Below are 20,499 nucleotides of genomic sequence, written 5' to 3'. Positions count from 1 at the left end.
CGGGCGCGTCGGCCTATTCGAGGAACCGCTACATGTCCAGATCCTTGCGTTGCTGTGTTCCCTTTGCCCTGGCCCTGTTGTGCACCGCGGTTGCGGCCGCACCGCAGAGCCTCACCGTCATCTCCTTTGGCGGTGCCACCAAGCAGGCCCAGGAAAAGGCCTACTTCCAGCCTTTCACCGCCAGCGGCGCAGGACGCGTGGTCGCCGGCGAATACAACGGTGAGCTGTCGAAAATCAAGGCCATGGTCGATGTCGGCCATACCAGCTGGGACGTGGTCGAAGTCGAAAGCCCGGAGCTGTTGCGCGGCTGTGACGAAGGCTTGTTCGAACGCCTCGACCCGGCGCGCTTTGGCGACCCGGCGCGGTTCGTGCCGGGGACCCTGAGCGAATGCGGGGTGGCCACCTATGTCTGGTCGATGGTCATGGCCTACGACCAGGACAAGCTGGCCAAGGCGCCGACCTCCTGGGCGGACTTCTGGAACGTCGCCGACTTCCCCGGCAAGCGCGGCTTGCGCAAGGGCGCCAAGTACACCCTGGAAATCGCCTTGCTCGCCGACGGGGTCAAGCCGGACCAGCTGTACCAGGTGCTGGGTACTCCCGAGGGCGTGACCCGGGCGTTCGCCAAGCTCGATCAGATCAAGGGCAATATCCAGTGGTGGGAGGCGGGCGCGCAGCCGCCGCAATGGCTGATCGCCGGGGACGTGGTGATGAGCGCGGCCTACAACGGGCGGATCGCCTCGGCGCAGAAGGAAGGCATGAAACTGAGCATCGTCTGGCCGCAAAGCCTGTACGACCCGGAGTACTGGGCGGTGGTCAAGGGCACGCCGAACAAGGCGCTGGCCGAAGACTTCATCGCCTTCGCCAGCCAGCCGCAGACCCAGAAGGTGTTCTCCGAGGAGATCCCCTACGGGCCGGTGCACCGTGACGCGCTGGCGCTGCTGCCGGCGGCGGTGCAACGGCAGCTGCCCACTGCCGAGGCCAACCTGGCCGGGGCGCGGGCGGTGGACGCGGAGTTCTGGGTGGACCATGGCGAGGAGCTGGAACAGCGCTTCAACGCCTGGGCGGCGCGCTGAGGTCAATGGCCACCAGCTTCGTAAAGGAGGGCACCCGCTCTTTGTAGGAGCCAGCTTGCTGGCGATAGAGGCAACGCGGTATGCCTGATGCGACGCTTCGCGAGCAAGCTGCGCTCCTACAGATGCAGATTGGGTATTGGCCGCGAGCCCGGGGCTGGCCCATAACCTGTTCAACCCTGGATAGGCGGGTTGCATTGGCCGCATCGCCGGCAAGCCCGCTCCGGTTATACCTGGGGTGCTATTTCAACCACGCAGCGAACTGCTCCTTGCAGTAATCGACGAACAACTGCGCAGGCTTGGTCAGCTGCGCCCGTTTCAGCCAGCCGGCCACCAGCGCCGAGCCGGTGACATCCTCGGCAATCTCCACACAGACCACTTCCTGGCCGTCATAGGTGCTGTTGCCATGGGGCCTGGTCACCAGCAAGGCAAAGCCGAACCCCTGGCCGACCATGCCGCGCACCATCTCGATCGACGGCGAGCCGAAGACGATATTCGGCGTCAGTTGCAACTCCTCGAAGATGCTCACGAAGTAGGTGCGGCTGGGCTGCACATCCAGCAGGATCATCGGCTCCAGGACCAGGTCGCGCAGCGACACCTGGGCCTGCCCGGCAAAACGGTGCCCGGCCGGCACCAGGGCATACGGCCGTTGCGGCGCCATCAGCGCCTCGGTCTCGATGGTGCTGTCCAGGTCGTGCTCGTAGAAGATCGCCAGGTCGAAGCGCCCGCCGGTCAACCCCTGCACCAGCTCCTGCTGCTCGCCGTCCTGCAGGCGGATCTCCACCCCCGGAAAACGCTGGCGAAAGCCGGCGATCAGCCGCGGCAGGTAGAGCGGGGCGACCGTCTCGAAACAACCGATATCGATCTGCCCACACACCACATCGTTGTCGGCCAGGGCGTTCTGCTCGAACTCGTGGGCCATGCGCAGCAGTTCCTGGGCCTTGCGGTAGAAACGCGCGCCACCCGGGGTCAGGGACACGCCCTGGGCGTGATGACGGATCAGCAACTGCACGCCGAAGCTGTCTTCCAGGCCCTTGACCGCGGTGGAGATCGACGGCTGGGCGATATACAGCTTGCGCGACGCCTCGGCGACGCTGCCACATTCGACGGTGGTGACGAAATACTTCAATTGACGCAAGGAATAGGACGCCACAGTGCACCTCTGGCCGATGGTTTTGCTCCACGATACCCGCTCCGCGGGCCGGCGCTGCAGCGGATTTTGCTCGGCAGTGGGGATATTTTCGCTGGGTAGGCGCGCAGTGCCGCAAAGGCTTGCAGGTAGAGGTACAGCTTCCAGGTGCCGCCTGGACATGTAGGACTTTTACTTCAAGTTGGGTAGGAGAAATCTTGGGGTACTGGTTATATATCCAGTATTTTCGGGCGATTCCTCTGCCAGCGTGATGCGGAGCGAAAAATGGGTGCGTGGACAGAAAATCCAGCTCGGTTAATTTGAAGACCTCTCCTTTGGAAAGGGAGAGTTTCTTAAATCAATGGAGCAATAAACATGAACAAACCACAAACCCAATCACCGCTTCGCCACGGTCGCGTCACCTCCCCAGCCTCCCGCGGCGCAGTCGCCATCGACCTGGGCCTGTTGGGCGGTTGGCAGGTCAATGAGATGGAAGGCGGCAAGAACTTCCCGGCCCTGGCCGCGGGTCCGTTCCCTGCACCGTTCAACACGGACAACCCAAGCGACGTGCCGCCGGCCGATGGCTTCATCCTCAGCGGTGGCAAGACCGATGCCCGGGACTGCGTCAACTTCAGCGATGAGGAGATGAGCAAGAAGCTCGGCCGCGCCTTCACCTGGCCGACGCTCAACGTCAACCCCGGCCAGATCTTCAAGGTGACCTGGCAGTACACCGCGCCACACACCACCCGTGGTTATCGCTGGCTGATCACCAAGGACGGCTGGGATCCGAAACAGCGCATCACCCGCGCTCAACTGGAGGCTCAACCTTTCGCCGAGGACTTCTATCCGCAGGTGCCTTACTACAGCCATGCCGGCGAACTGAAGGCCAAGGTCGATCACGAAGTGAAGCTGCCAGCCAATAAAAAGGGCCGTCACGTGATTGTCCTGATGTGGATCGTGGCCAATACCGGCAACGCCTTCTATCAGGCCTTCGACGTCGACTTCAAATAAGTCTGCGGATCGTCCAAACGTTCTGAAGGATTAGAACATGTCACAGATTGACTTTACCCAACTGAAAACGACGCAGGATGATGCCGCGTCGCGGATGCCGAGCCTGGATGGCAAGAAAATCCTCATGGGCTACTGGCACAACTGGCCGGCCGGCCCCTCGGACGGCTACCAGCGCGGGCAGTTTGCCAATATGAACCTGGAGGATGTGCCCCGGGACTACAACGTGGTGGCCGTGGCGTTCATGAAAGGCAGCGGTATTCCGACGTTCAAGCCGTACAACCTGTCCGATGCCGAGTTTCGTCGCCAGGTGGGCGTGCTGAACAGCCAGGGCAGGGCGGTGCTGATGTCCCTGGGGGGCGCCGACGCTCATATCGCGTTGAACCCGGGCCACGAACAGCCCCTGGCCAATGAAATCATCCGCCTGGTGGAAACCTACGGCTTTGACGGGCTGGACATCGATCTTGAACAGAGTGCGATTGACTCTGCCAGCAACAAGATCGTCCTGCCGGCCGCGCTGAAGCTGGTCAAGGATCACTATGCTGCCGAGGGCAAGCATTTCATCATCAGCATGGCGCCGGAGTTCCCCTACCTGACCGCTGCCGGTCGATACGTCGACTACCTCAAGGCGCTGGAAGGCTACTACGACTTCATCGCGCCGCAGTTCTACAACCAGGGCGGCGATGGCCTCTGGGTTCAGGAGGCCAACAACGGCAAGGGGGCCTGGATCGCCCAGAACAACGACGCCATGAAAGAGGACTTCCTCTATTACCTGACCGAAAGCCTGGTGAGTGGTACTCGCGGTTTCACCAGGATTGCCGCTGACAAATTCGTCATTGGCCTGCCCGCCAACGTCGATGCCGCGGCCACCGGATACGTGGTCAACCCGGCGGCCGTTGCCAATGCGTTCAAACGCCTCCATGCCAAAGGGCTGTCGATCAAGGGCCTGATGACCTGGTCGGTCAACTGGGACAGCGGGGTCAACAAGGACCACGTGCCCTACAACCAGGAATTCAGCCGGCGCTACGGGCCGTTGATCAACGGTGGCAAGCTGTCCTCCTCAACCCAGGATGAGTCCCACCCACAGACCGCCCTCTAGCATTCGATCAAGGAGACATCCGGCAGACGTGCCGGATGCTCGACAGTCAAGCCTGTTGACTTGATCGCTGAGGGCAAGCAATGAAAATCCGATGCCGCAAGGCATCGGATTTTTTTTGGCTTTCAAGATGGGGGCCATCCACCAGGTCCTGGCAGAGGACGGCAGCGTGGAGGGCCCGACTATCGGGCCATTGCAACTGCTGCGCATCAGTGCCGGCGACATGCTTGCCTAGGCGCTCAACTGATGAAGATGATCTTCGACACCAGTTCTGCGCTGTTCTTGGCCTGAAGTTTCTTCATCAGCCGGGCGCGGTGGACTTCCACGGTGCGGTGGGAAATGCCCAGCTTGCGTGCCACTTCCTTGCAGGTCAGGCCATTGACGATATGCAGCGAGATTTCCCGTTCGCGTGGGGTCAACTGGATCATCGGCGCCGGTTGGCGGTCCAGGCGCTCGAAATGCCAGACCATCAGCTTGAACGGGTCCTCGGCCGTCAGGGAAAAACCGTGGGCGCGGGCCCAGAACACCTCGCCGTTGCGATGCTGCATGAAGCGTTCATCGGAGTAGAAGGTGCCGGGTCCGTTGCGCAGCCAGTGCTCGCTGCGTTCGCCGATGCTCTGGTAGTCGGCCTGGGAGGGGTACAACAGCAGGGTCAGGTGGCCTTGCAAGTGTTCGCGCTCGTAGCCGAACAGGCGTACGAAGGCCTGGTTGCAGTCGAGCATCCGGCGATGTCCGGTGATCATCTGCGGTGCGGGGGAAACCTGGAAGGCCAGGCGCTCGAGGTCCTGGAATTGCTGGGCGTGTAGGGTCATCAGGCATCCTGCCTCGGGTTTATCGGCGCGCCCCTTTTTTGGGGGGGCGGGGGACTACTTACTGCCGTACGTAGTTCCCCCAACTAGCGTGTGATTCGGGTGTTGAATCATTGTATGGAATACCCGCTTCAAGGAAGAAGAAAATCACATGGTTCATGATTCCGTATCCATCGTCGCTGCCGCCCATAGTCCTTTCGGTCGTCTGGACGGCCTGAACCTCGAGGACCTGATCGTCCAGGTTACCCGCGAGGCCCTGGCAGACGCTGAGATCGAGGCTGCACAAATCGACGCGCTGTTTCTCGGGCACTTCAACGCCGGCCTGGTGGCGGACGGTTTTCCCGCCTCGCTGATGCTCCAGGCCGATCCGCAACTGCGCTTCAAGCCCGCCACTCGCTGCGAGAATGCCTGCGCCTCCGGTTCGGCGGCGATCCAGGCCGGGATCAACGCGATCCGCAGCGGCGCCGCCGAACTGGTACTGGTGGTCGGCGCGGAGAAAATGACCGGCAACAGTACCGTCGAAGTCACCCGGGCCCTGGCCGGCGCCGGCTACCAGAACGCCCTCCAGGAGGCCGGCATGAGTTTCGCCCAGCTTTTTGGCCGGGTGGCGCAGCAGTACGCCGACCGCTACCACAGCCCGTTGTCCTCGATGGCCATGATCGCGGTGAAGAACCACGCCAATGCCATGGCCAACCCCCTGGCACAGATGCACCGCGTGATGGATTTTGAACACTGCAACAACGTTTCCCAGGGCAACCCGCTGATCGCGCCGCCACTGCGCCTGACCGACTGCTCGTTGATCAGTGACGGTGCGGCGGCGATCATCCTGGCCTCGCCCCAGCGCGCCCGTTCGATGCGACGCCAGGTGGCGATTCGTGCCATGACCCAGGTGAACGACTTCCTGCCCTTGTCGCGCCGCGACATGCTGGCCTTCGAGGGGCCGCGACGGGCTATCCACGGGGCCCTGCGCCAGGCCGGCGTGACCCTCGGCGACCTGAGTTTCGCTGAGGTACACGACTGCTTCACCATCGCTGAATTGCTGATCTACGAAGCCATGGGCCTGGCGCCCAGGGGCGAGGGGCACCGGGCCCTCGACGACGGCACCGTGCGCCAGGGCGGACGCCTGCCGGTGAACCTGTCCGGCGGGCTCAAGGCCAAGGGGCATCCGGTGGGGGCCACCGGGGTATCGATGCATGCCCTGGGCTTTGCCCAACTGATCGGCAAACCCATCGGCCTGGGTGTGCCCAGTGCCGAGTTCGGCTTGCTGTTCAACATGGGCGGCATGGCGGTGGCCAACTACGCCAGCGTCCTGCAAGCGGTCAAGGTCTGAGGATGAACATCGCCCATTGGCTGCGCGATGCGGCCCAGCGCTGGCCGCGGCGGGGAGCTCTGTTCGAGGGCCGCCGCCAGGTCGCCGACTACCAGGCGTTTGCCGAGCAGGCCAGGGCACGCGCCCTGCAACTGCGCCACGAGTACGGCATTGAGCCTGGCGACCGAGTGGCGCTGCTGCTGAAGAACAGCTGCGGTTATCTCGAACTGTTGTACGCCATCTGGTGGAGCGGGGCGGTGGCGGTTCCGATCAACAGCAAGTTGCATGCACTGGAAGCCGCCTGGATTGCCGGCAATGCCGGGGCCCGGCTGATCTACACCGATGAGGGCCAGAGCTTCGACACCGCGACCCTGCCGGCCGGCTGCCGCGAACTGGCCGCGCCCGGGCTGGCCGTGCAAGGCCGGGTGCCGGGTGATGAACTGGTAGAGCCGCACCTGCGGGAGGACAGCGACCTGGCCTGGCTGTTCTACACCTCCGGGACCACTGGCCGCCCCAAGGGGGTGATGTTGTCCCATGGCAACCTGATCGCCATGTCCTTGTGCTATCCGCTGGACGTGGACCCGGTGGCCGCTGATGACGCAGTGGTCTATGCCGCGCCGATGTCTCACGGCGCCGGCCTCTACAACTTCATCCATGTGCGCTGTGGTACGCGGCATGTGGTGCCGACGTCCCAGGGGTTCCAGGCGGCGGAATTGTTCGAGCTGGCGCAGGCGCTGGGCCAGGTCAGCCTGTTTGCCGCGCCGACCATGCTCAAGCGCATGGTGCAGCAGGCCCGGCAGCAGGGCTATTGCGGCGAAGGGATCAAGACCATCGTCTACGGCGGCGGCCCGATGTACCTGGCGGATCTCGCCCAGGCCCTGGACACCTTCGGCCCGCGGCTGATGCAGATCTACGGCCAGGGCGAATGCCCAATGACCATCAGCGCCCTGTCCAGGGAGACCATTGCCGACCGCGGCCATGCTGACTGGCCGACCATTGCTGCCTCGGTAGGGCGTGCCCACGCCTGCGTTGAGGTGCGCGTGGTGGATACGGCGGGCCAACCCCTGGCTGCCGGAGAGAGGGGGATAATCGCCGTGCGCGGGGCTGTGGTGATGCAGGGGTACTGGGATAATCCGCAAGCCACCCGGGAGGCCCTGGTGGACGGCTGGCTGCTCACCGGTGACATCGGTTTCCTGAATGAGCGGGGTTACCTGACCCTGACCGATCGCAGCAAGGATGTGATCATCTCCGGCGGCAGTAACATCTACCCGCGGGAAGTCGAGGAAGTGCTGATCCAGCACCCCGAGGTATTCGAAGTGTGCGTGGTGGGGGAGGCCGACCCGCAGTGGGGCGAGTCGGTGGTGGCCTTCGTGGTCCTGCGTTCGCCCGGCAACCTCGATGCGCAGGCGCTCAACCATTGGTTCCTGGCGCGCATGGCCTCGTTCAAAAAGCCGAAGAAGTACCTGTTTTGCGCCGAGCTGCCCAAGAACAGCTATGGCAAGATTCTCAAGACCCGCTTACGCCAGTGGTTGCAGGACCCCACCGGGCCCTTGAGCAACCTCTGAAGCGCGGCATTTCATGGATAGCACTACGACAGGAGTCCCCACGATGGGCGTGCCACCTTCCAACCCCCAGCGCCAGCGGCGCCGGGCCTTCATCGGCGCCACTTCCGGCCACTTGATCGAGTGGTACGACTATGGCGTCTACGGTTTCCTGGCCTTGTACATCGGCAAGGCCTTCTTCGTTTCCGACGATCCCACCAGCAGCCTTCTGGCAAGCTTCGCAGCCTTTGCCCTGAGCTTCTTCATCCGGCCCCTGGGCGGCCTGTTCTTCGGCCCCCTGGCCGACAAGATCGGCCGACGCAAGACCCTGATCACGGTGCTGGTGATGATGGCCGGCTCCACCTGCCTGCTGGGCCTGTTACCGACCTACGCGAGCATCGGCATCGCCGCGCCGGTGATCCTGGTGCTGGTCCGCTGTGTGCAGGGTTTCTCTGCCGGTGGCGAGATCGGCACCATCACCAGCTTCATTTCCGAATACGCCAGCCCAGGGCGCCGGGGATTCGCCACCTGCTGGCTGATGGTCACCGCTGTGCTCGGCCTGCTCCTGGGCGGCGCCGTGGCCAACGGCATGACTTGGGCCCTGGGCGCCGAACTGATGCAGGACTGGGGCTGGCGGATCCCGTTCCTGATCGCAGGCCCCCTGGGCTTCATCTCGCTGTATATCCGCCTGAAGCTGGAGGACAGCCCGGAGTTCCTGGCCCTGGTGCAGGCCGGGCAGACCTCCAAGGCGCCGCTGCGGGAGGTCTGGCAGTGGAAGCGCTCGATCGCCCTGGTGTTCTTCATCATTACCCTGCACAGCTCGATCTTCTACCTGGTGCTGACCTTCGCCTCGACCTACATGTCCAACACCCTCAAGTTCGACAGTGGCACGACCTTGCTCTATGTATTCGTTGCCAGTCTCTCGGCGGCGGTGGTCATGCCCCTCGGCGGTGCCTTCACCGATCGCTACGGGCGCAAGCCGTTCCTGATGGTGATCGGTACTCTGGCGACCCTGGCCATGTACTGGTTCTTCAAGGCCGCGCCCAACGCGACCCCGGCCACCTTGTTCTGGCCGCTGATGGCCGTGGCGATCCTGTTCGGGCTCTATGCGTCCTCGACCTACGCCCTGATGAGCGAGCTGCTGCCGACCCGCATCCGCTCCACCGGCATCGCCGTGGCCTACAACATCCCGGTGGCGGTGTTCGGCGGCAGCGCGCCGCTGATTTCCACCTGGCTGATCAAGCTCACTGGCGACATCACCGCGCCCTGGTACTTCTACGTGGCGACCGGGATCGCGTCGCTGCTGGCCCTGGTAGTGCTGCGCAAGGAGGACTTCGTCGCCTGTACCCACGACGTCCGGCACCAGGGGCATGGGGCTGCGCAACTCCTGGTCAATCCGCAAGCTTGAGCCCACCTGTCAGCGCCGGCCCCACCCGGCCGCGTATCGCGGCCTGGCGGCCAGGACGTCGGTATGGGTCAGTGGTGGGCAATGGCGTCGGGCGGGTCGAGCGCATAGCTGCAACGCTCGGTGTCAGCACGGAAACAGGAAAGTCTCGCGAGCGGCCAGTCAGGACTGGCCCTTTTGCCTATGGCAGACGATCCGGTTTGTGTAGGGATCAAAGGCTATCGGGGTCGCCAAAAAACATCTGAATCCGCGAGCGCAACCAGCGTTCCCCCGGGTCGTTGTCCTGGGAGCCGCGCCAGGCCATGTGCAGTTCGAAGGTCTGCACCGGCAGGGGCGGGTCTTCGGCGCGCACGCCGCCGGCGGCGGTCAGGGCTTCGGCGGTGTAGTCCGGCACGGTGGCGACGATGTCGGTGCCGGTGAGCAGGGTGCTCAGGCCGTTGAACTGCGGCACTGCGAGCACCACGTGACGCTTGCGCCCGAGTTTTTCCAGTTCTTCATCGATAAAACCACTGAGGTCGCCGGCGAACGACACCAGGGCGTGGGGGCGGGCGCAGAAGTCATCGAGGCTCAGGGCGCCGGGCATGCTGTCGGCCCGCAGCAGCTTGGGCAGGCTGCGGCGCAGCACCTTGCGCTTGGCGTTGGCCGGCAGGTCCTGGGTGTAGCTGACGCCGATGGAAATCTCACCGGAGGCCAGCAGGGCCGGCATCAGCAGGTAGTTGGCACGGCGCACCACCAGCACGATCCCCGGCGCTTCGGCGCGCAGGCGCTTGAGCAGCATCGGCAGCAGGGCGAACTCGACGTCGTCGGACAGGCCGATGCGGAACACCGCGGTGCTGGTCGCCGGGTCGAACTCGGCGGCGCGGCTGACCGCGGTGGAGATCGAGTCGAGGGCGGGCGAGAGCAGGGCGAAGATTTCCACCGCCCGGGCCGACGGCTCCATGCTGCGCCCGGTGCGCACGAACAGCGGATCGTCGAACAGGCTGCGCAGGCGCGACAGCGCCGCACTGATGGCCGGCTGGCCGAGGAAGAGTTTCTCCGCCGCCCGGGTCACGCTGCGTTCATGCATTAATGTTTCGAACACGATCAACAGGTTCAGGTCGACACGACGCAGGTCATTACGATTCATCTTGAGTCCTGGCAGAGTCAGCAAACTTGACGAGAGCGGCCATATGAGAACAATGGCCGGCATGAATCTTACGGGGAAAGGCTGCTACTCTGCACCGGCTAATTGTTTTTTCCTGTAAGGAACCCTTCGCTCTGGCACGCTGTTTCCCCGTTGTTGCAGGTGCTGCGGAATCAATGACAGGCATGTCGACTATTAATAGTCACTGATGGTCTTGGCCGGAAAGCCCAGATAGAGTTCAGGGCATTAGAGGTTACTTTGACGAGGTTTGCGATGTCCCGCACGATCCGTTTTCACAAGTTTGGTCCGGCCGAGGTGCTCAAGTGCGAAGAGCATGCGGCCGCTCTGCCTGCGCCAGGCGAAGTGCAGGTGCGTGTCGAAGCGATCGGCATCAGTTGGTACGACGTCCTTTGGCGCCAGAACCTGGCGTCTTCCCATGCCCGCCTGCCTTCCGGCCTTGGCCATGAGATGGCCGGCGTGGTGACTGCGGTCGGCGAAGGTGTCGACGACCTGGCCATTGGCGACAAGGTTGCCAGCTTCCCGGCCGAAAGCCCGAACGATTATCCGGTCTATGGCGAGCTGATTGTCCTGCCACGCTCGGCGTTGACCCGCTATCCCGATGTGCTCAGCCCGGTGGAGGCCGCGGTGCATTACACGCCGCTGCTGGTGGCCTACTTTGCCTATGTCGACCTGGCGCGGGTCAAGCCCGGGCAGTTCGCCCTGGTCACCGATGCCAGCCACTGCGCCGGTCCGTCCTTTGTCCAGCTGGGCAAGGCGCTCGGAGTGCGGGTGATTGCCGCGACCAAGACCGCTGAAGAGCGTGAGTACCTGCTGTCCCTGGGGGCCGAGAAAGTCATCGTCACCGAAGAGCAGGACCTGCTCATGCAGATCAACAAATACACCGACAATCGTGGTGTCAACGTGGTGTTCGATGGCCTGGGCGGTCCGCAGATGTCGATGCTCGGCGACGTCCTGGCGCCGCGCGGCAGCCTGGTGCTGTATGGCCTGCAAGGCGGCAACCAGACGCCGTTCCCGGCCTGCGCGGCGTTCCAGAAGAACATCCAGTTCTTCGTGCACTGCATCGGCAACTTCACCGGCAAGCCCGAGCTGGGCATCATCCAGGACCAGGTGGCCTTGCAGCGCGCCTTGCGCGACATCAACCAGCTGACGGCGGACCGTGTGCTGCTGCCGCTCAAGACCCGGATCTTCCCGTTCAACGAGTTCGTCGAAGCCCACCGCTACATGGACGAGTGTCCTTGCCGCGAACGGGTCGCACTGCAGGTCGAACCGGCCTGATCCTGACGCCAGGGTTCGCCATCGCGCACTCTGGCGTTTCTGTCCTCGCGGTCATTCCCTTCTTTATTCCCGTCTCGATCCTGAGTGGCCTCTGTGCAGTTGCCGAGCATGGCCTGTCGAGCTGGCCGCTGCACCTGCCGATTGTGCAAGCCTCCACGGATAGATCCCGTCGCGTTGCGGTCAAACTGCCAGTAAACTGCGCAGCACTCACCGAACCATCCATTTCCCGAGGTTTTGCATGACACTCAGTCCTTTTGCGGGCAAACCGGCGCCGACAGAATTGCTGGTCGATCTTCCGCGACTGGTAACGGCCTACTACACCGGCCAGCCCGATGCCGCCATCTCTACCCAGCGGGTCGCCTTCGGTACCTCGGGGCATCGTGGCAGCTCGTTCGACCTGAGTTTCAATGAATGGCATGTCCTCGCCATCAGCCAGGCGATCTGCCTGTATCGCCAGGCCCAGGGTATCGATGGCCCGCTGTTTGTCGGCATCGACACTCACGCCCTGTCCACCCCGGCCGGTGCCAGCGCCCTGGAAGTGCTGGCCGCCAACGGCGTGACCGTGATGATCGCCGCGGGTGACGAGTACACCCCGACGCCGGCGGTGTCCCATGCGATTCTCTGCTACAACCGTGGTCGCACCAGCGGCCTGGCCGACGGCATCGTGATCACCCCGTCGCACAACCCGCCACAAAGCGGTGGCTACAAGTACAACCCCACCAACGGCGGCCCGGCCGATACCCACATCACCAAGTGGATCGAAGCCAAGGCCAACGAGCTGCTGGCCAACAAACTGGCCGGTGTGAAGCGCATTAGCTACGAGCAGGCGCTGAAGGCCGACACCACCCATCGTCACGACTACGTCAACAGCTATGTCGCCGACCTGATCAACGTCATCGACCTGGACGCTATCCGCAACGCCAAGCTGCGCCTGGGCGTCGATCCGCTGGGCGGAGCAGGGGTGCGCTACTGGTCGGCGATTGCCGAGCACTATCGCCTGGACCTGGAAGTGGTCAACAAGGAAGTCGATGCCACCTTCCGTTTCATGTCCGTCGACTGGGATGGCCAGATCCGCATGGACCCGTCGTCCAGCTATGCGATGCAAGGCCTGATCGGCCTGAAGAATCGTTTCGACGTGGCCTTCGGCTGCGACCCGGACCACGACCGCCACGGTATCGTGACCCCGACTGGCGGCCTGCTGGCGCCGAATAATTACCTGGCGGTGGCCATCGACTACCTGTTCCAGAACCGCCCGCACTGGCGCGCCGACGCGGCCGTGGGCAAGACCGTGGTCAGCAGTGGCCTGATCGACCGCGTGGCGGCGCGCCTGGGCCGTCGCCTGTACGAAGTGCCGGTGGGCTTCAAGTGGTTCGCCGACGGCCTGTTCGACGGCTCCCTGGGCTTTGGCGGTGAAGAGAGCGCCGGTGCATCGTTCCTGCGCAAGGACGGCGGCGTCTGGAGCACCGACAAGGACGGCCTGATCCCGGCCTTGCTGGCCGCGGAAATGACCGCCCGCACCGGCCGTGACCCGAGCCAGGCCTACCGTGCCTTGTGCGACGAGTTGGGCGAGCCGTTCTCGGTGCGCGTCGATGCCAAGGCCAACCCGCAGCAGAAGGCGCTGCTCGGCAAGTTGTCGCCGGAGCAGGTGACCTCGACTCAGCTGGCCGGCGAAAGCATCCAGAAGATCCTCAGCCACGCGCCGGGCAACGACCAGGCGATCGGTGGCCTCAAGGTCATGACCGAGAACGGCTGGTTCGCCGCGCGTCCATCGGGCACCGAAGACATCTACAAGATCTACGCCGAGAGTTTTATCGGCGACGATCACCTGAAGCAATTGGTGCAGGAAGCGCAGACCCTGGTGGACGGCGCGATCAGCGGCTGATCCAGCGGCGTTTCGCGGCAGATGAAAAAGGGGCGACCAGAAGGTCGCCCCTTTTTATTGCGGCTGTGTTTTGTAGGAGCGAGGCTTGCCCGCGCTGGCTGCCGTTTGAGCGACAGCCATCTTCAACTGGAGCGGAGTCAGCTTCAGGGCTGCTTTGCTACCCATCGCGAGCAAGCTTCGCTCCTACAGAAACGGAGCATTGCTTCGCTGTCTCAGGCCAGGTCCACCAGGACGATTTCGCTGTCCTCGAGGGCAGTGACCCGCAGCAGGCGCTCGTCCTCGATCGCGACACCGTCTCGAGCTTCGGCGCGCAAGCCATTGACTTCAATCACCCCGGTCGCTGGGACCAGATAGGCCCGACGGCCCTTGTCCAGCGGGTATTCGGCGGACTCGCCGGCCTTCAGGTTGGCGGCTACCAGGCGCGCGTCGGCACGAATCCGCAGGCTCTGGTCATCGCCTTGTTTGCCGCTGGCCAGGGTCACGAAACCTTCGCGCTGGCCTTTGGGGAACGGCTTGGCACCCCAGGACGGCGCGGAGCCGGCCTCGTTGGGGATAATCCAGATCTGGAAGATCCTGGTTTCGCCGGCTTCCAGGTTGTATTCGCTGTGGGCAATCCCGGTACCGGCGCTCATCACCTGCACGTCGCCAGCCTCGGTGCGGCCATGGTTGCCCAGGTTGTCCTGGTGGGTGATAGCACCTTCACGGACGTAGGTGATGATTTCCATGTCCCGGTGCGGGTGCTGCGGAAAACCGCTGCCGGGAGCGATCACGTCGTCGTTCCACACGCGCAGGTTGCCCCAGTTCATGCGTTTGGGGTCGTAGTACTCGGCGAACGAAAAGTGGTGGTGGGCATCCAACCAGCCATGATGGGCGCCGCCCAGGGATTTGAAGGGTCTGAGTTCAAGCATGATCGTCTCCTGTCAGGGTTCGTCATGGGGCGCCTTGGTGGAGCCGCAGAACGAGACCGGTGATTGATGGCGCTCATCATCCATCAGCAAAGCATCGATAAAAAGCGCAAAAACTGCCGTTATCAGATCTAATAAATAGATATATTTTGTGGTCTTTCTTCTGCTTCCAAACATTCAGTTCGGGGCTTAAGTGGATGACCTGTAAGCATTTCACTAGAAGTCATCGACGAATGAAGCGACCATACCGTCCCACACAGCCTCACACCCTGGAGTCAGCGTGCCGCAACACACCCCCGATCTTCCTCCCGAACTCTTGCCCCTGGCCGAAATGCCGCTGCTCAAGCGCTTGGCGGCCAGGTTCTTCGGTCATGGCCTCAGTCGCTTGCGCGCCCAGCATCGCGCGTCCTGGTTGCATGGCCAGGCGGACGGCTTTCGCAGCGGGCATACCGCCGGGGTGGAATACGGTTACCAGGAGGGCAAGGCCGAAGGTCTGGAGCAGGGTCGTCAGGTCCTGCTGATTCGCGACAGCCGCTCCACCGAGCATCCGGCGCCCGGGGTAGACGATTATCTGTTTGACGACTGGCGCCTGCCGCTGAGCGCCGAACTGAAGAAGCGCATCAAGGCCGATGTTGGCCGCCTGCTGCCGGCCCATGCCCAACCCAGCAGCGCGCAATGGAAGATGATCTTCAGCGAAACCCCGTCCACCTCGGTGATTGCCGGCGCTGGCGCGGGCAAGTCGACTTCCCTGGTCCTGCGCATCCTGCTGCTCAATCATTACCTGGGCTTCGAGCTCGACTCGATGACCGTGGTGACCTTCACCCGCGAGTCGCGCAAGGACTTCATCAACAAGCTGATGGAGGTGTTCGCACTCTGGGGCCGGCCCCTGGGCCTCAAGCAGGCGCGGGAGCTGGTGCGCACCTTCCACTCGCGCATCCTGCCGATGGTCCGCAGCCTGCCGGGTTTCGAGCGCCTGCAGGCGTTCGAGAACCTCAGCGATCGTCCGGTGGCGGGGGATCTGGAGGTCGACAGCAATCCCTTCGACCTGCGGATCAACGACGCCCAGCGCAAGCACCTGAATGCCTGTTACCACGCCCTGCACCGGCGTGACGGGCGTTTTCGCGAAGCGATCAAGCCGTTGCTGCGCCATGCCCTGCAACTCAAGGAGCTGGAGCGCGATCACCCGGACGTGCAAAAACGCATGGCCGTGACCGAACTGGCGGCCAAGCGCGACGAAGAGCTGTGCGACACCCTGGAAGACCTGTGGTTTCGTGCCGGAGCCTGGCCGATCAAGGGCATCGAGCCGAACCGGCAGACGGTCGAGATCAACGGCTCGCAGTTCCATTGCCATGGCTACGTCGCCGAGCTGGATGCCTGGGTGGTGCTGGGGTTCGACCCTCGGGAAAACCCGCAGTTGAGTCGCCCCGGATCGAAGCTTTCGGTGCGCGCGGAGTGGGCGGTAAAGCGCACCCTGTTTCAAGCTTTCTGCCGTAAGCCAATGATTTGGCTGGATAGTTATGATTCGGCCAAGCGCGTCCTGTCGTCCCTGGCCGGGGATGCCAGTGCCGGGCCGGGCTTCGATTACAAGGTCAAGGGTGAGCTGGCTTCGGCGCCGTTGCTGGACTGTTTTGTCGCCGCGGCCGGGTTTATCGAGAACCTCGGGCTGGACGTCTCGGTGGCCGTGGGCCAGATGGTGTTTGCCCGGGACGACCCGGACCGCTTTTTCTTCGAGGCACTGAGCCTGTTCTGGCGGGCGCTGGATGATCATCTGCTCGACCAGTCGCCGCCGATCATGAGCTACAACCGCATGTTCGCGCTGTTCGGCGAGAACACCCCGGAGAACTTCAAGCTGCTCAGCGATGAGTGCTTGCGGCCGATGTCGCACCTGATGATCGACGAATTCCAGGACGTCTCGCCGCAGATCGTCTCGTGGATTCGCGCCAGCCTGCGCGAAATCCGCAGTCGCGGGCCGGCAATGCATGTCGGTCGCGGGGCACAGCGCTCGTCGTTGCTCTGCGTAGGGGACGACTGGCAGTCGATTTACGGCTGGCGTGGCAGTTCGCCGAAATTCTTCATGGAGTTCAACAAGGAATTCCCGTCGCCGGCCACCACCCGAGTGATGCTCAGCGAGAACTATCGCAGCCACCAGCACATCATCGACGCCGCGGAACATATCGTCCGCGCGGCGCCGGCGATTGGCGGGAAGAAGGCCAAGGCCAGCGGCGAACCCAAGGAAGTGTTGCCGGTGAATGTGCTGGACCGCGACGACCAGGGGCTTGCAGCACGGCTGGCGGAGCACTATCGCAATGGCGATTCGATTTTGATGTTATTTCGAAAAAGTAGCGATAAATCATTGATTGAAGAGCATATTTTACCAATAGTTAATGTTGATTCTAGATTGCCGGCCGAGGACCGACGCCTCAAGCAACTGACCTATCACAGCTCCAAGGGCTTGCAGGCGGATGCGGTGTTCCTGCTGGGCGATTGCCAGCATCTGACCAGTTCGCCCTACAAGAACCAGGTCTATCGCATGGCCGGGCTGGGCAAGGATGGCGACAGCGAGCCCTACGACAATGCGCAGAAGGACGAGACCTTGCGCCTGGCCTATGTCGGAATCACCCGGGCGGTGAAACATTGCTACTGGTATGTGGACCGTCCGGACACCCAGGCGGCCAATGCACCCAAGGCGTCGGACCGGGTTCCCCAGGGCAAGCCGTTCTTCGCCGACCTGCGGGCCTGAAAAAGCCCGCGCGATGGCGGGCTTGAAAACAGTCTGGAGTGGCCGGGGCCAGGAGCAGAGCGACTCTAGGCTTTCAGAGCGACCTCAGGCTTTCAGCGCGAGTGGCGGCATGAAAGCCTCCAGCTCGTCTTCCACCGCCTCGATTATTCGCTCGACATCGGTGGCGTTCATCACGGTGGCGCAGGGGATGCCGGCAATGGCGATCATGGTCTCGCCGCTGGCACGATCGAAGAGCCGGGCGATCATGCTGCCGGGTGCATCCATGCTGGCCTCGAAGCCCATGGGGTGAAAATGCCAGCGCATCAGCTGGCAGGCGTTGGGAAAGGTGACTTTGCTGGCGGAGACTCTATTCATGGATTGCCCACCTTGATCATTGAGCGCTTCCTTGTGCTCGCGGTAGGTACGGAAGGGCCGTCACTGGACCAACCTGTGGAGCTTTTAAAAATAGCACCGGGATATGACATTCAACGGTTTTTTTCAGGCCGTTTGGCGATTGTCTGGCACTTTTTTGATGCAGGTCATTTCCGCCCGCGGTTTAGGCAAAACGCCAGTATCCAGGGGCCGTGCATTGGCCATTGAAGCGTTGGACGAACTTCGGCAAGCTGCGCCTTTCCGTCCCCTGAACCGTTATATCTGCCCCTATGTCTTTCCTTGATGATGGCCCGGCGCAAACCCAGGCCACCGGCGAGACGGTGCTGCGCTATCACCTGTGCTGGAAGCACCGCGACCTCGATGGCGTCATGGCGCTGTATCACCCGCAAATCCAGTACAACGACTTTTTCCAGAACCGCACCCTGGGCCTGGACGAGTTGCGCGAATACGTGCGCAACAGCATGCCGCGCGCACCCGATGAGGCCCTGGAGCACAGCGACCGCATCCGTCTGGACGGCAACACCGCGTTCATTCAATACCAGGTGACGCTGCGTGGCGGGCAGGGCCTGGTGTCGTTTCGCGCCAGCGAGGCGATCACCGTGCGCGACGGCCTGATCTGGCGCGTCAATGAATACGCCTCGCTGGTGCGTGAGGCCGCGCCGGGCAAGGCCCAAGGCAGCGCGCGGCCGGCGGTCAGCCGCCTGGGGCTGTCGCCGCGCCAGTTGAGTTTCATGGCCGAGGACCTGCAGCAGTACTTCGAGCGCCAGCAGCCGTACCTCGACCCCGAGCTGGACCTGCAGCGGGTGGCGAAGGAGTGCGGCTACAGCCGCAACCAGATCTCTTACCTGCTCAACCAGGTGCTGGGGCAGAGCTTCTACCGCTATGTGAACCAGGCGCGCCTGCAGCATCTGCTGGCGGCGCTGGACCAGGCGACGCCGCCGGTGCGCATCGACGAGCTGGCGTTCGCCGCTGGCTTCAACTCGCTGTCGGCGTTCTACAGCTGTTTCCGCCAGCACACCGGCCTGTCGCCCAAGGCCTACGCCAAGCAAATTTCTTTGCGTGCACGCGCGCAAGACAACCCCTGAGCCCAGGCACTAGGATCGGCGCCATCGAAGTTCGGGTGGTGGAGTGCGTGTATGCCAGCGTGGCGCAATATCAGTTTGTGGATGGATCAGCTCGACGAGCCGCTGCTGGCCCGGCCGTCGCTGGAGCAGGACCTGGATGTCGACGTGGCGATCATCGGCGCCGGTTATACCGGGCTGTGGACCGCCTATTACCTCAAGCGCCTGGCGCCGACCCTGAACATCGCCATCGTCGAGGCGCAGACCGCCGGCTTCGGCGCCTCCGGGCGCAACGGCGGTTGGCTGATGGGCAACCTTTTGGGGGAGGATCGGTTGCTGGCCAGACTGAGCCCCGAACAGCGCCGCGCCTCCTTCGACCTGCTGCACGGCATTCCCGATGAAGTGGCCATCGTCCTTGAACGCGAAGGCATCGACTGCGACTACCGCAAGGGCGGGGTGCTGTACTGCGCGGCGCGTTACCCCGAGCAGGAAATCACCCAGCGCCGCTACCTGGACAAGCTCTACCGCCAGGGCCTCGACGAGCGCGACTACCGCTGGCTGAGCCCCGAGCAACTGGCCCGGCAGATCCGCGTGGCCAAGGCCTACGGCGGCATCTACGCGCCCCATTGCGCGACCATCCAGCCGGCCAAGCTGGTGCGCGGCCTGGCCCGGGCCGTGGAGCGCCTGGGCGTGCCCATCTATGAAAACAGCCCGGTCAGCCACTGGCAGGCCGGCAGCCTGCAAACCGCCAAGGCCAACGTGTGTTGCCGCTGGATAGTGCCGGCGGTGGAGGGCTATTCGGTGACCTTGCCGCCCCTGGGCCGTTACCAGTTGCCGGTGCAAAGCCTGCTGGTGGCCACCGAGCCCTTGTCGGCCGCGACCTGGGACGAGATCGGCCTGAACCAGGGCCAGGCGTTCAGCGAAAGCAGTCGCCAGGTGACCTACGGCCAGCGCACCGCGGATAACCGCCTGGTGTTCGGCGCCCGTGGCGGCTATCAGTTCGCCGGCAAGCTGCGCCACGACTTCGACCTGACCCGCAGTGAAGTCGAGTTGCGGCGCTACCTGTTCAGCGAGCTTTTCCCGCAGCTGAAAAATGTGCGGATCACCCATTCCTGGGGCGGCAACCTGGGCATGTCCCGGCACTTCCGGCCGCACATGCTCTGTGACCCCCAGCGCGGCATCGCCTTGTCCGGCGGCTACGGCGGCGAAGGCGTGGGCGCCAGCAACCTCGGCGGGCGGACCCTGGCCGCATTGATTCTCCAGAGCAACAACGAATTGACGCGCCAGCCCTGGGTGATCCCCGAGGGCGGCCTCGACGCCTTGCGCGCCTGGGAGCCGGAGCCGTGCCGCTGGCTGGGCTACAACACGATCATTCGCAGCTTCGTCCATGAAGACCAGACCCTGGCCAACCCGGCCACGCCGCCCTGGCGCCGACGGCTGGCCAGCCGGGTGGCGGGCTTCATGGAAGGCCTGATGCACTAACCAGGTTTTTGACAGCGGTTTTTTCCATCGACAGGTAGCGCCATGAGCTGAGCATCACTCAATTCAAGAACACCGCCCACGCCACCCTGGAGCAATCGACTCCGGTGGCCGTGCCCCTGGGCAGCCCGGTCGCTGGCGGCAATAGAGGAGATTGAATCCCCTAAGCGGGAGATACAGAGGGTGACGCTGTTTGCCCTGTCGAATCTGTGGATGGCCCGCCGAAATTTTGCTGACCAGCGCAGGAGAGGTGCGCCTTTGATGCGGAAAATGG

At 63.4% G+C, this 20,499-nt stretch carries 16 protein-coding genes and 2 pseudogenes; 13 read left to right on the top strand and 5 right to left on the bottom strand.

Annotation, left to right across the window (positions count from 1 at the left end):
- Nucleotides 1-32 precede the first annotated feature (32 nt).
- Entirely contained in the window at nt 33-1,073 is a 1,041-nt protein-coding gene (locus tag AC07PQ_RS00425) for an ABC transporter substrate-binding protein (protein WP_493184797.1), read from the top strand.
- A gap of 238 nt (nt 1,074-1,311) precedes the next feature.
- Here AC07PQ_RS00425 and AC07PQ_RS00420 read toward each other — a convergent pair whose 3' ends face one another.
- Complete coding sequence (locus AC07PQ_RS00420) at nt 1,312-2,223, bottom strand: LysR substrate-binding domain-containing protein (protein WP_007924821.1); 912 nt, start codon at nt 2,221-2,223, stop codon at nt 1,312-1,314.
- A 351-nt stretch (nt 2,224-2,574) separates the two neighbouring features.
- Here AC07PQ_RS00420 and AC07PQ_RS00415 point away from each other — a divergent pair, with 351 nt between their 5' ends.
- From AC07PQ_RS00415 to AC07PQ_RS00405, 3 genes and pseudogenes are all read left to right on the top strand, one after another.
- A complete protein-coding gene (locus tag AC07PQ_RS00415) occupies nt 2,575-3,210 on the top strand; it encodes a lytic polysaccharide monooxygenase auxiliary activity family 9 protein (protein WP_007924820.1) in 636 nt (211 codons plus the stop codon).
- A gap of 37 nt (nt 3,211-3,247) precedes the next feature.
- Nucleotides 3,248-4,258: pseudogene (locus AC07PQ_RS00410) on the top strand (chitinase); the annotation flags it as partial.
- Between the two features lie 139 nt (nt 4,259-4,397).
- Nucleotides 4,398-4,538 (top strand): hypothetical protein, encoded by a 141-nt coding sequence (locus AC07PQ_RS00405; protein ID WP_157173148.1) that lies wholly within the window; start codon nt 4,398-4,400, stop codon nt 4,536-4,538.
- Between the two features lie 4 nt (nt 4,539-4,542).
- Here the strand turns inward: AC07PQ_RS00405 and AC07PQ_RS00400 are convergent, their stop codons facing one another.
- Nucleotides 4,543-5,115, bottom strand: a complete 573-nt coding sequence (locus AC07PQ_RS00400; RefSeq protein WP_007924818.1) for a LuxR C-terminal-related transcriptional regulator — start codon at nt 5,113-5,115, stop codon at nt 4,543-4,545.
- A 148-nt stretch (nt 5,116-5,263) separates the two neighbouring features.
- On the opposite strand from AC07PQ_RS00400, the gene AC07PQ_RS00395 reads away from it, so the two are divergent.
- Genes AC07PQ_RS00395 through AC07PQ_RS00385 form a run of 3 tightly spaced genes read left to right on the top strand, consistent with a single transcriptional unit; the run spans nt 5,264 to nt 9,370 of the window.
- A complete protein-coding gene (locus AC07PQ_RS00395) occupies nt 5,264-6,442 on the top strand; it encodes an acetyl-CoA acetyltransferase (protein WP_493184798.1) in 1,179 nt (392 codons plus the stop codon).
- Nucleotides 6,443-6,444: 2 nt separating this feature from the next.
- On the top strand, nt 6,445-7,986 hold the full coding sequence (locus tag AC07PQ_RS00390) for a class I adenylate-forming enzyme family protein (RefSeq protein WP_493184799.1): 1,542 nt from the start codon (nt 6,445-6,447) through the stop codon (nt 7,984-7,986).
- Between the two features lie 43 nt (nt 7,987-8,029).
- Nucleotides 8,030-9,370, top strand: coding sequence for an MFS transporter (locus tag AC07PQ_RS00385; RefSeq protein ID WP_493184800.1), 1,341 nt, complete (start codon nt 8,030-8,032; stop codon nt 9,368-9,370).
- 208 nt (nt 9,371-9,578) lie between these two features.
- Here AC07PQ_RS00385 and AC07PQ_RS00380 read toward each other — a convergent pair whose 3' ends face one another.
- The gene (locus AC07PQ_RS00380; RefSeq protein ID WP_493184801.1) at nt 9,579-10,493 is read right to left on the bottom strand and encodes a LysR family transcriptional regulator; all 915 of its coding nucleotides are present in this window, start codon (nt 10,491-10,493) and stop codon (nt 9,579-9,581) included.
- A 270-nt stretch (nt 10,494-10,763) separates the two neighbouring features.
- On the opposite strand from AC07PQ_RS00380, the gene AC07PQ_RS00375 reads away from it, so the two are divergent.
- Both AC07PQ_RS00375 and pgm read left to right on the top strand, forming a co-directional pair.
- A complete protein-coding gene (locus tag AC07PQ_RS00375; protein WP_007924812.1) occupies nt 10,764-11,786 on the top strand; it encodes a zinc-dependent alcohol dehydrogenase family protein in 1,023 nt (340 codons plus the stop codon).
- Between the two features lie 238 nt (nt 11,787-12,024).
- The gene (pgm, locus tag AC07PQ_RS00370; protein ID WP_009044098.1) at nt 12,025-13,668 is read left to right on the top strand and encodes a phosphoglucomutase (alpha-D-glucose-1,6-bisphosphate-dependent); all 1,644 of its coding nucleotides are present in this window, start codon (nt 12,025-12,027) and stop codon (nt 13,666-13,668) included.
- Nucleotides 13,669-13,880: 212 nt separating this feature from the next.
- Here the strand turns inward: pgm and AC07PQ_RS00365 are convergent, their stop codons facing one another.
- Nucleotides 13,881-14,576, bottom strand: coding sequence for a pirin family protein (locus tag AC07PQ_RS00365; protein ID WP_493184802.1), 696 nt, complete (start codon nt 14,574-14,576; stop codon nt 13,881-13,883).
- A gap of 277 nt (nt 14,577-14,853) precedes the next feature.
- On the opposite strand from AC07PQ_RS00365, the gene AC07PQ_RS00360 reads away from it, so the two are divergent.
- A complete protein-coding gene (locus AC07PQ_RS00360) occupies nt 14,854-17,313 on the top strand; it encodes a UvrD-helicase domain-containing protein (RefSeq protein ID WP_493184803.1) in 2,460 nt (819 codons plus the stop codon).
- 84 nt (nt 17,314-17,397) lie between these two features.
- On the opposite strand, the gene AC07PQ_RS00355 is transcribed toward AC07PQ_RS00360, so the two are convergent.
- Nucleotides 17,398-17,667, bottom strand: a complete 270-nt coding sequence (locus tag AC07PQ_RS00355) for a DUF1652 domain-containing protein (RefSeq protein WP_007924808.1) — start codon at nt 17,665-17,667, stop codon at nt 17,398-17,400.
- A 287-nt stretch (nt 17,668-17,954) separates the two neighbouring features.
- On the opposite strand from AC07PQ_RS00355, the gene AC07PQ_RS00350 reads away from it, so the two are divergent.
- The 3 genes and pseudogenes from AC07PQ_RS00350 to AC07PQ_RS00340 form a co-directional block, all read left to right on the top strand.
- Entirely contained in the window at nt 17,955-18,770 is an 816-nt protein-coding gene (locus tag AC07PQ_RS00350; protein ID WP_493184804.1) for a helix-turn-helix domain-containing protein, read from the top strand.
- Between the two features lie 51 nt (nt 18,771-18,821).
- The gene (locus tag AC07PQ_RS00345) at nt 18,822-20,228 is read left to right on the top strand and encodes an NAD(P)/FAD-dependent oxidoreductase (RefSeq protein WP_493184805.1); all 1,407 of its coding nucleotides are present in this window, start codon (nt 18,822-18,824) and stop codon (nt 20,226-20,228) included.
- Nucleotides 20,229-20,275: 47 nt separating this feature from the next.
- Nucleotides 20,276-20,362: pseudogene (locus AC07PQ_RS00340) on the top strand (cupin domain-containing protein); the annotation flags it as partial.
- Nucleotides 20,363-20,499: the final 137 nt, after the last annotated feature.

The organism is Pseudomonas sp. GW821-FHT09E12 (assembly GCF_059416085.1).
This window is presented reverse-complemented; position numbering and strand designations above follow the sequence as displayed.

Coding starts and splice junctions, on each gene's coding strand:
- AC07PQ_RS00425 (WP_493184797.1), top strand. CDS start 33: ATGTCCAGATCCTTGCGTTGCTGTGTTCCCTTTGCCCTGGCCCTGTTG.
- AC07PQ_RS00415 (WP_007924820.1), top strand. CDS start 2,575: ATGAACAAACCACAAACCCAATCACCGCTTCGCCACGGTCGCGTCACC.
- AC07PQ_RS00405 (WP_157173148.1), top strand. CDS start 4,398: ATGCCGCAAGGCATCGGATTTTTTTTGGCTTTCAAGATGGGGGCCATC.
- AC07PQ_RS00400 (WP_007924818.1), bottom strand. CDS start 5,115: ATGACCCTACACGCCCAGCAATTCCAGGACCTCGAGCGCCTGGCCTTC.
- AC07PQ_RS00395 (WP_493184798.1), top strand. CDS start 5,264: ATGGTTCATGATTCCGTATCCATCGTCGCTGCCGCCCATAGTCCTTTC.
- AC07PQ_RS00390 (WP_493184799.1), top strand. CDS start 6,445: ATGAACATCGCCCATTGGCTGCGCGATGCGGCCCAGCGCTGGCCGCGG.
- AC07PQ_RS00385 (WP_493184800.1), top strand. CDS start 8,030: ATGGGCGTGCCACCTTCCAACCCCCAGCGCCAGCGGCGCCGGGCCTTC.
- AC07PQ_RS00380 (WP_493184801.1), bottom strand. CDS start 10,493: ATGAATCGTAATGACCTGCGTCGTGTCGACCTGAACCTGTTGATCGTG.
- AC07PQ_RS00375 (WP_007924812.1), top strand. CDS start 10,764: ATGTCCCGCACGATCCGTTTTCACAAGTTTGGTCCGGCCGAGGTGCTC.
- pgm (WP_009044098.1), top strand. CDS start 12,025: ATGACACTCAGTCCTTTTGCGGGCAAACCGGCGCCGACAGAATTGCTG.
- AC07PQ_RS00365 (WP_493184802.1), bottom strand. CDS start 14,576: ATGCTTGAACTCAGACCCTTCAAATCCCTGGGCGGCGCCCATCATGGC.
- AC07PQ_RS00355 (WP_007924808.1), bottom strand. CDS start 17,667: ATGAATAGAGTCTCCGCCAGCAAAGTCACCTTTCCCAACGCCTGCCAG.
- AC07PQ_RS00350 (WP_493184804.1), top strand. CDS start 17,955: ATGTCTTTCCTTGATGATGGCCCGGCGCAAACCCAGGCCACCGGCGAG.
- AC07PQ_RS00345 (WP_493184805.1), top strand. CDS start 18,822: ATGCCAGCGTGGCGCAATATCAGTTTGTGGATGGATCAGCTCGACGAG.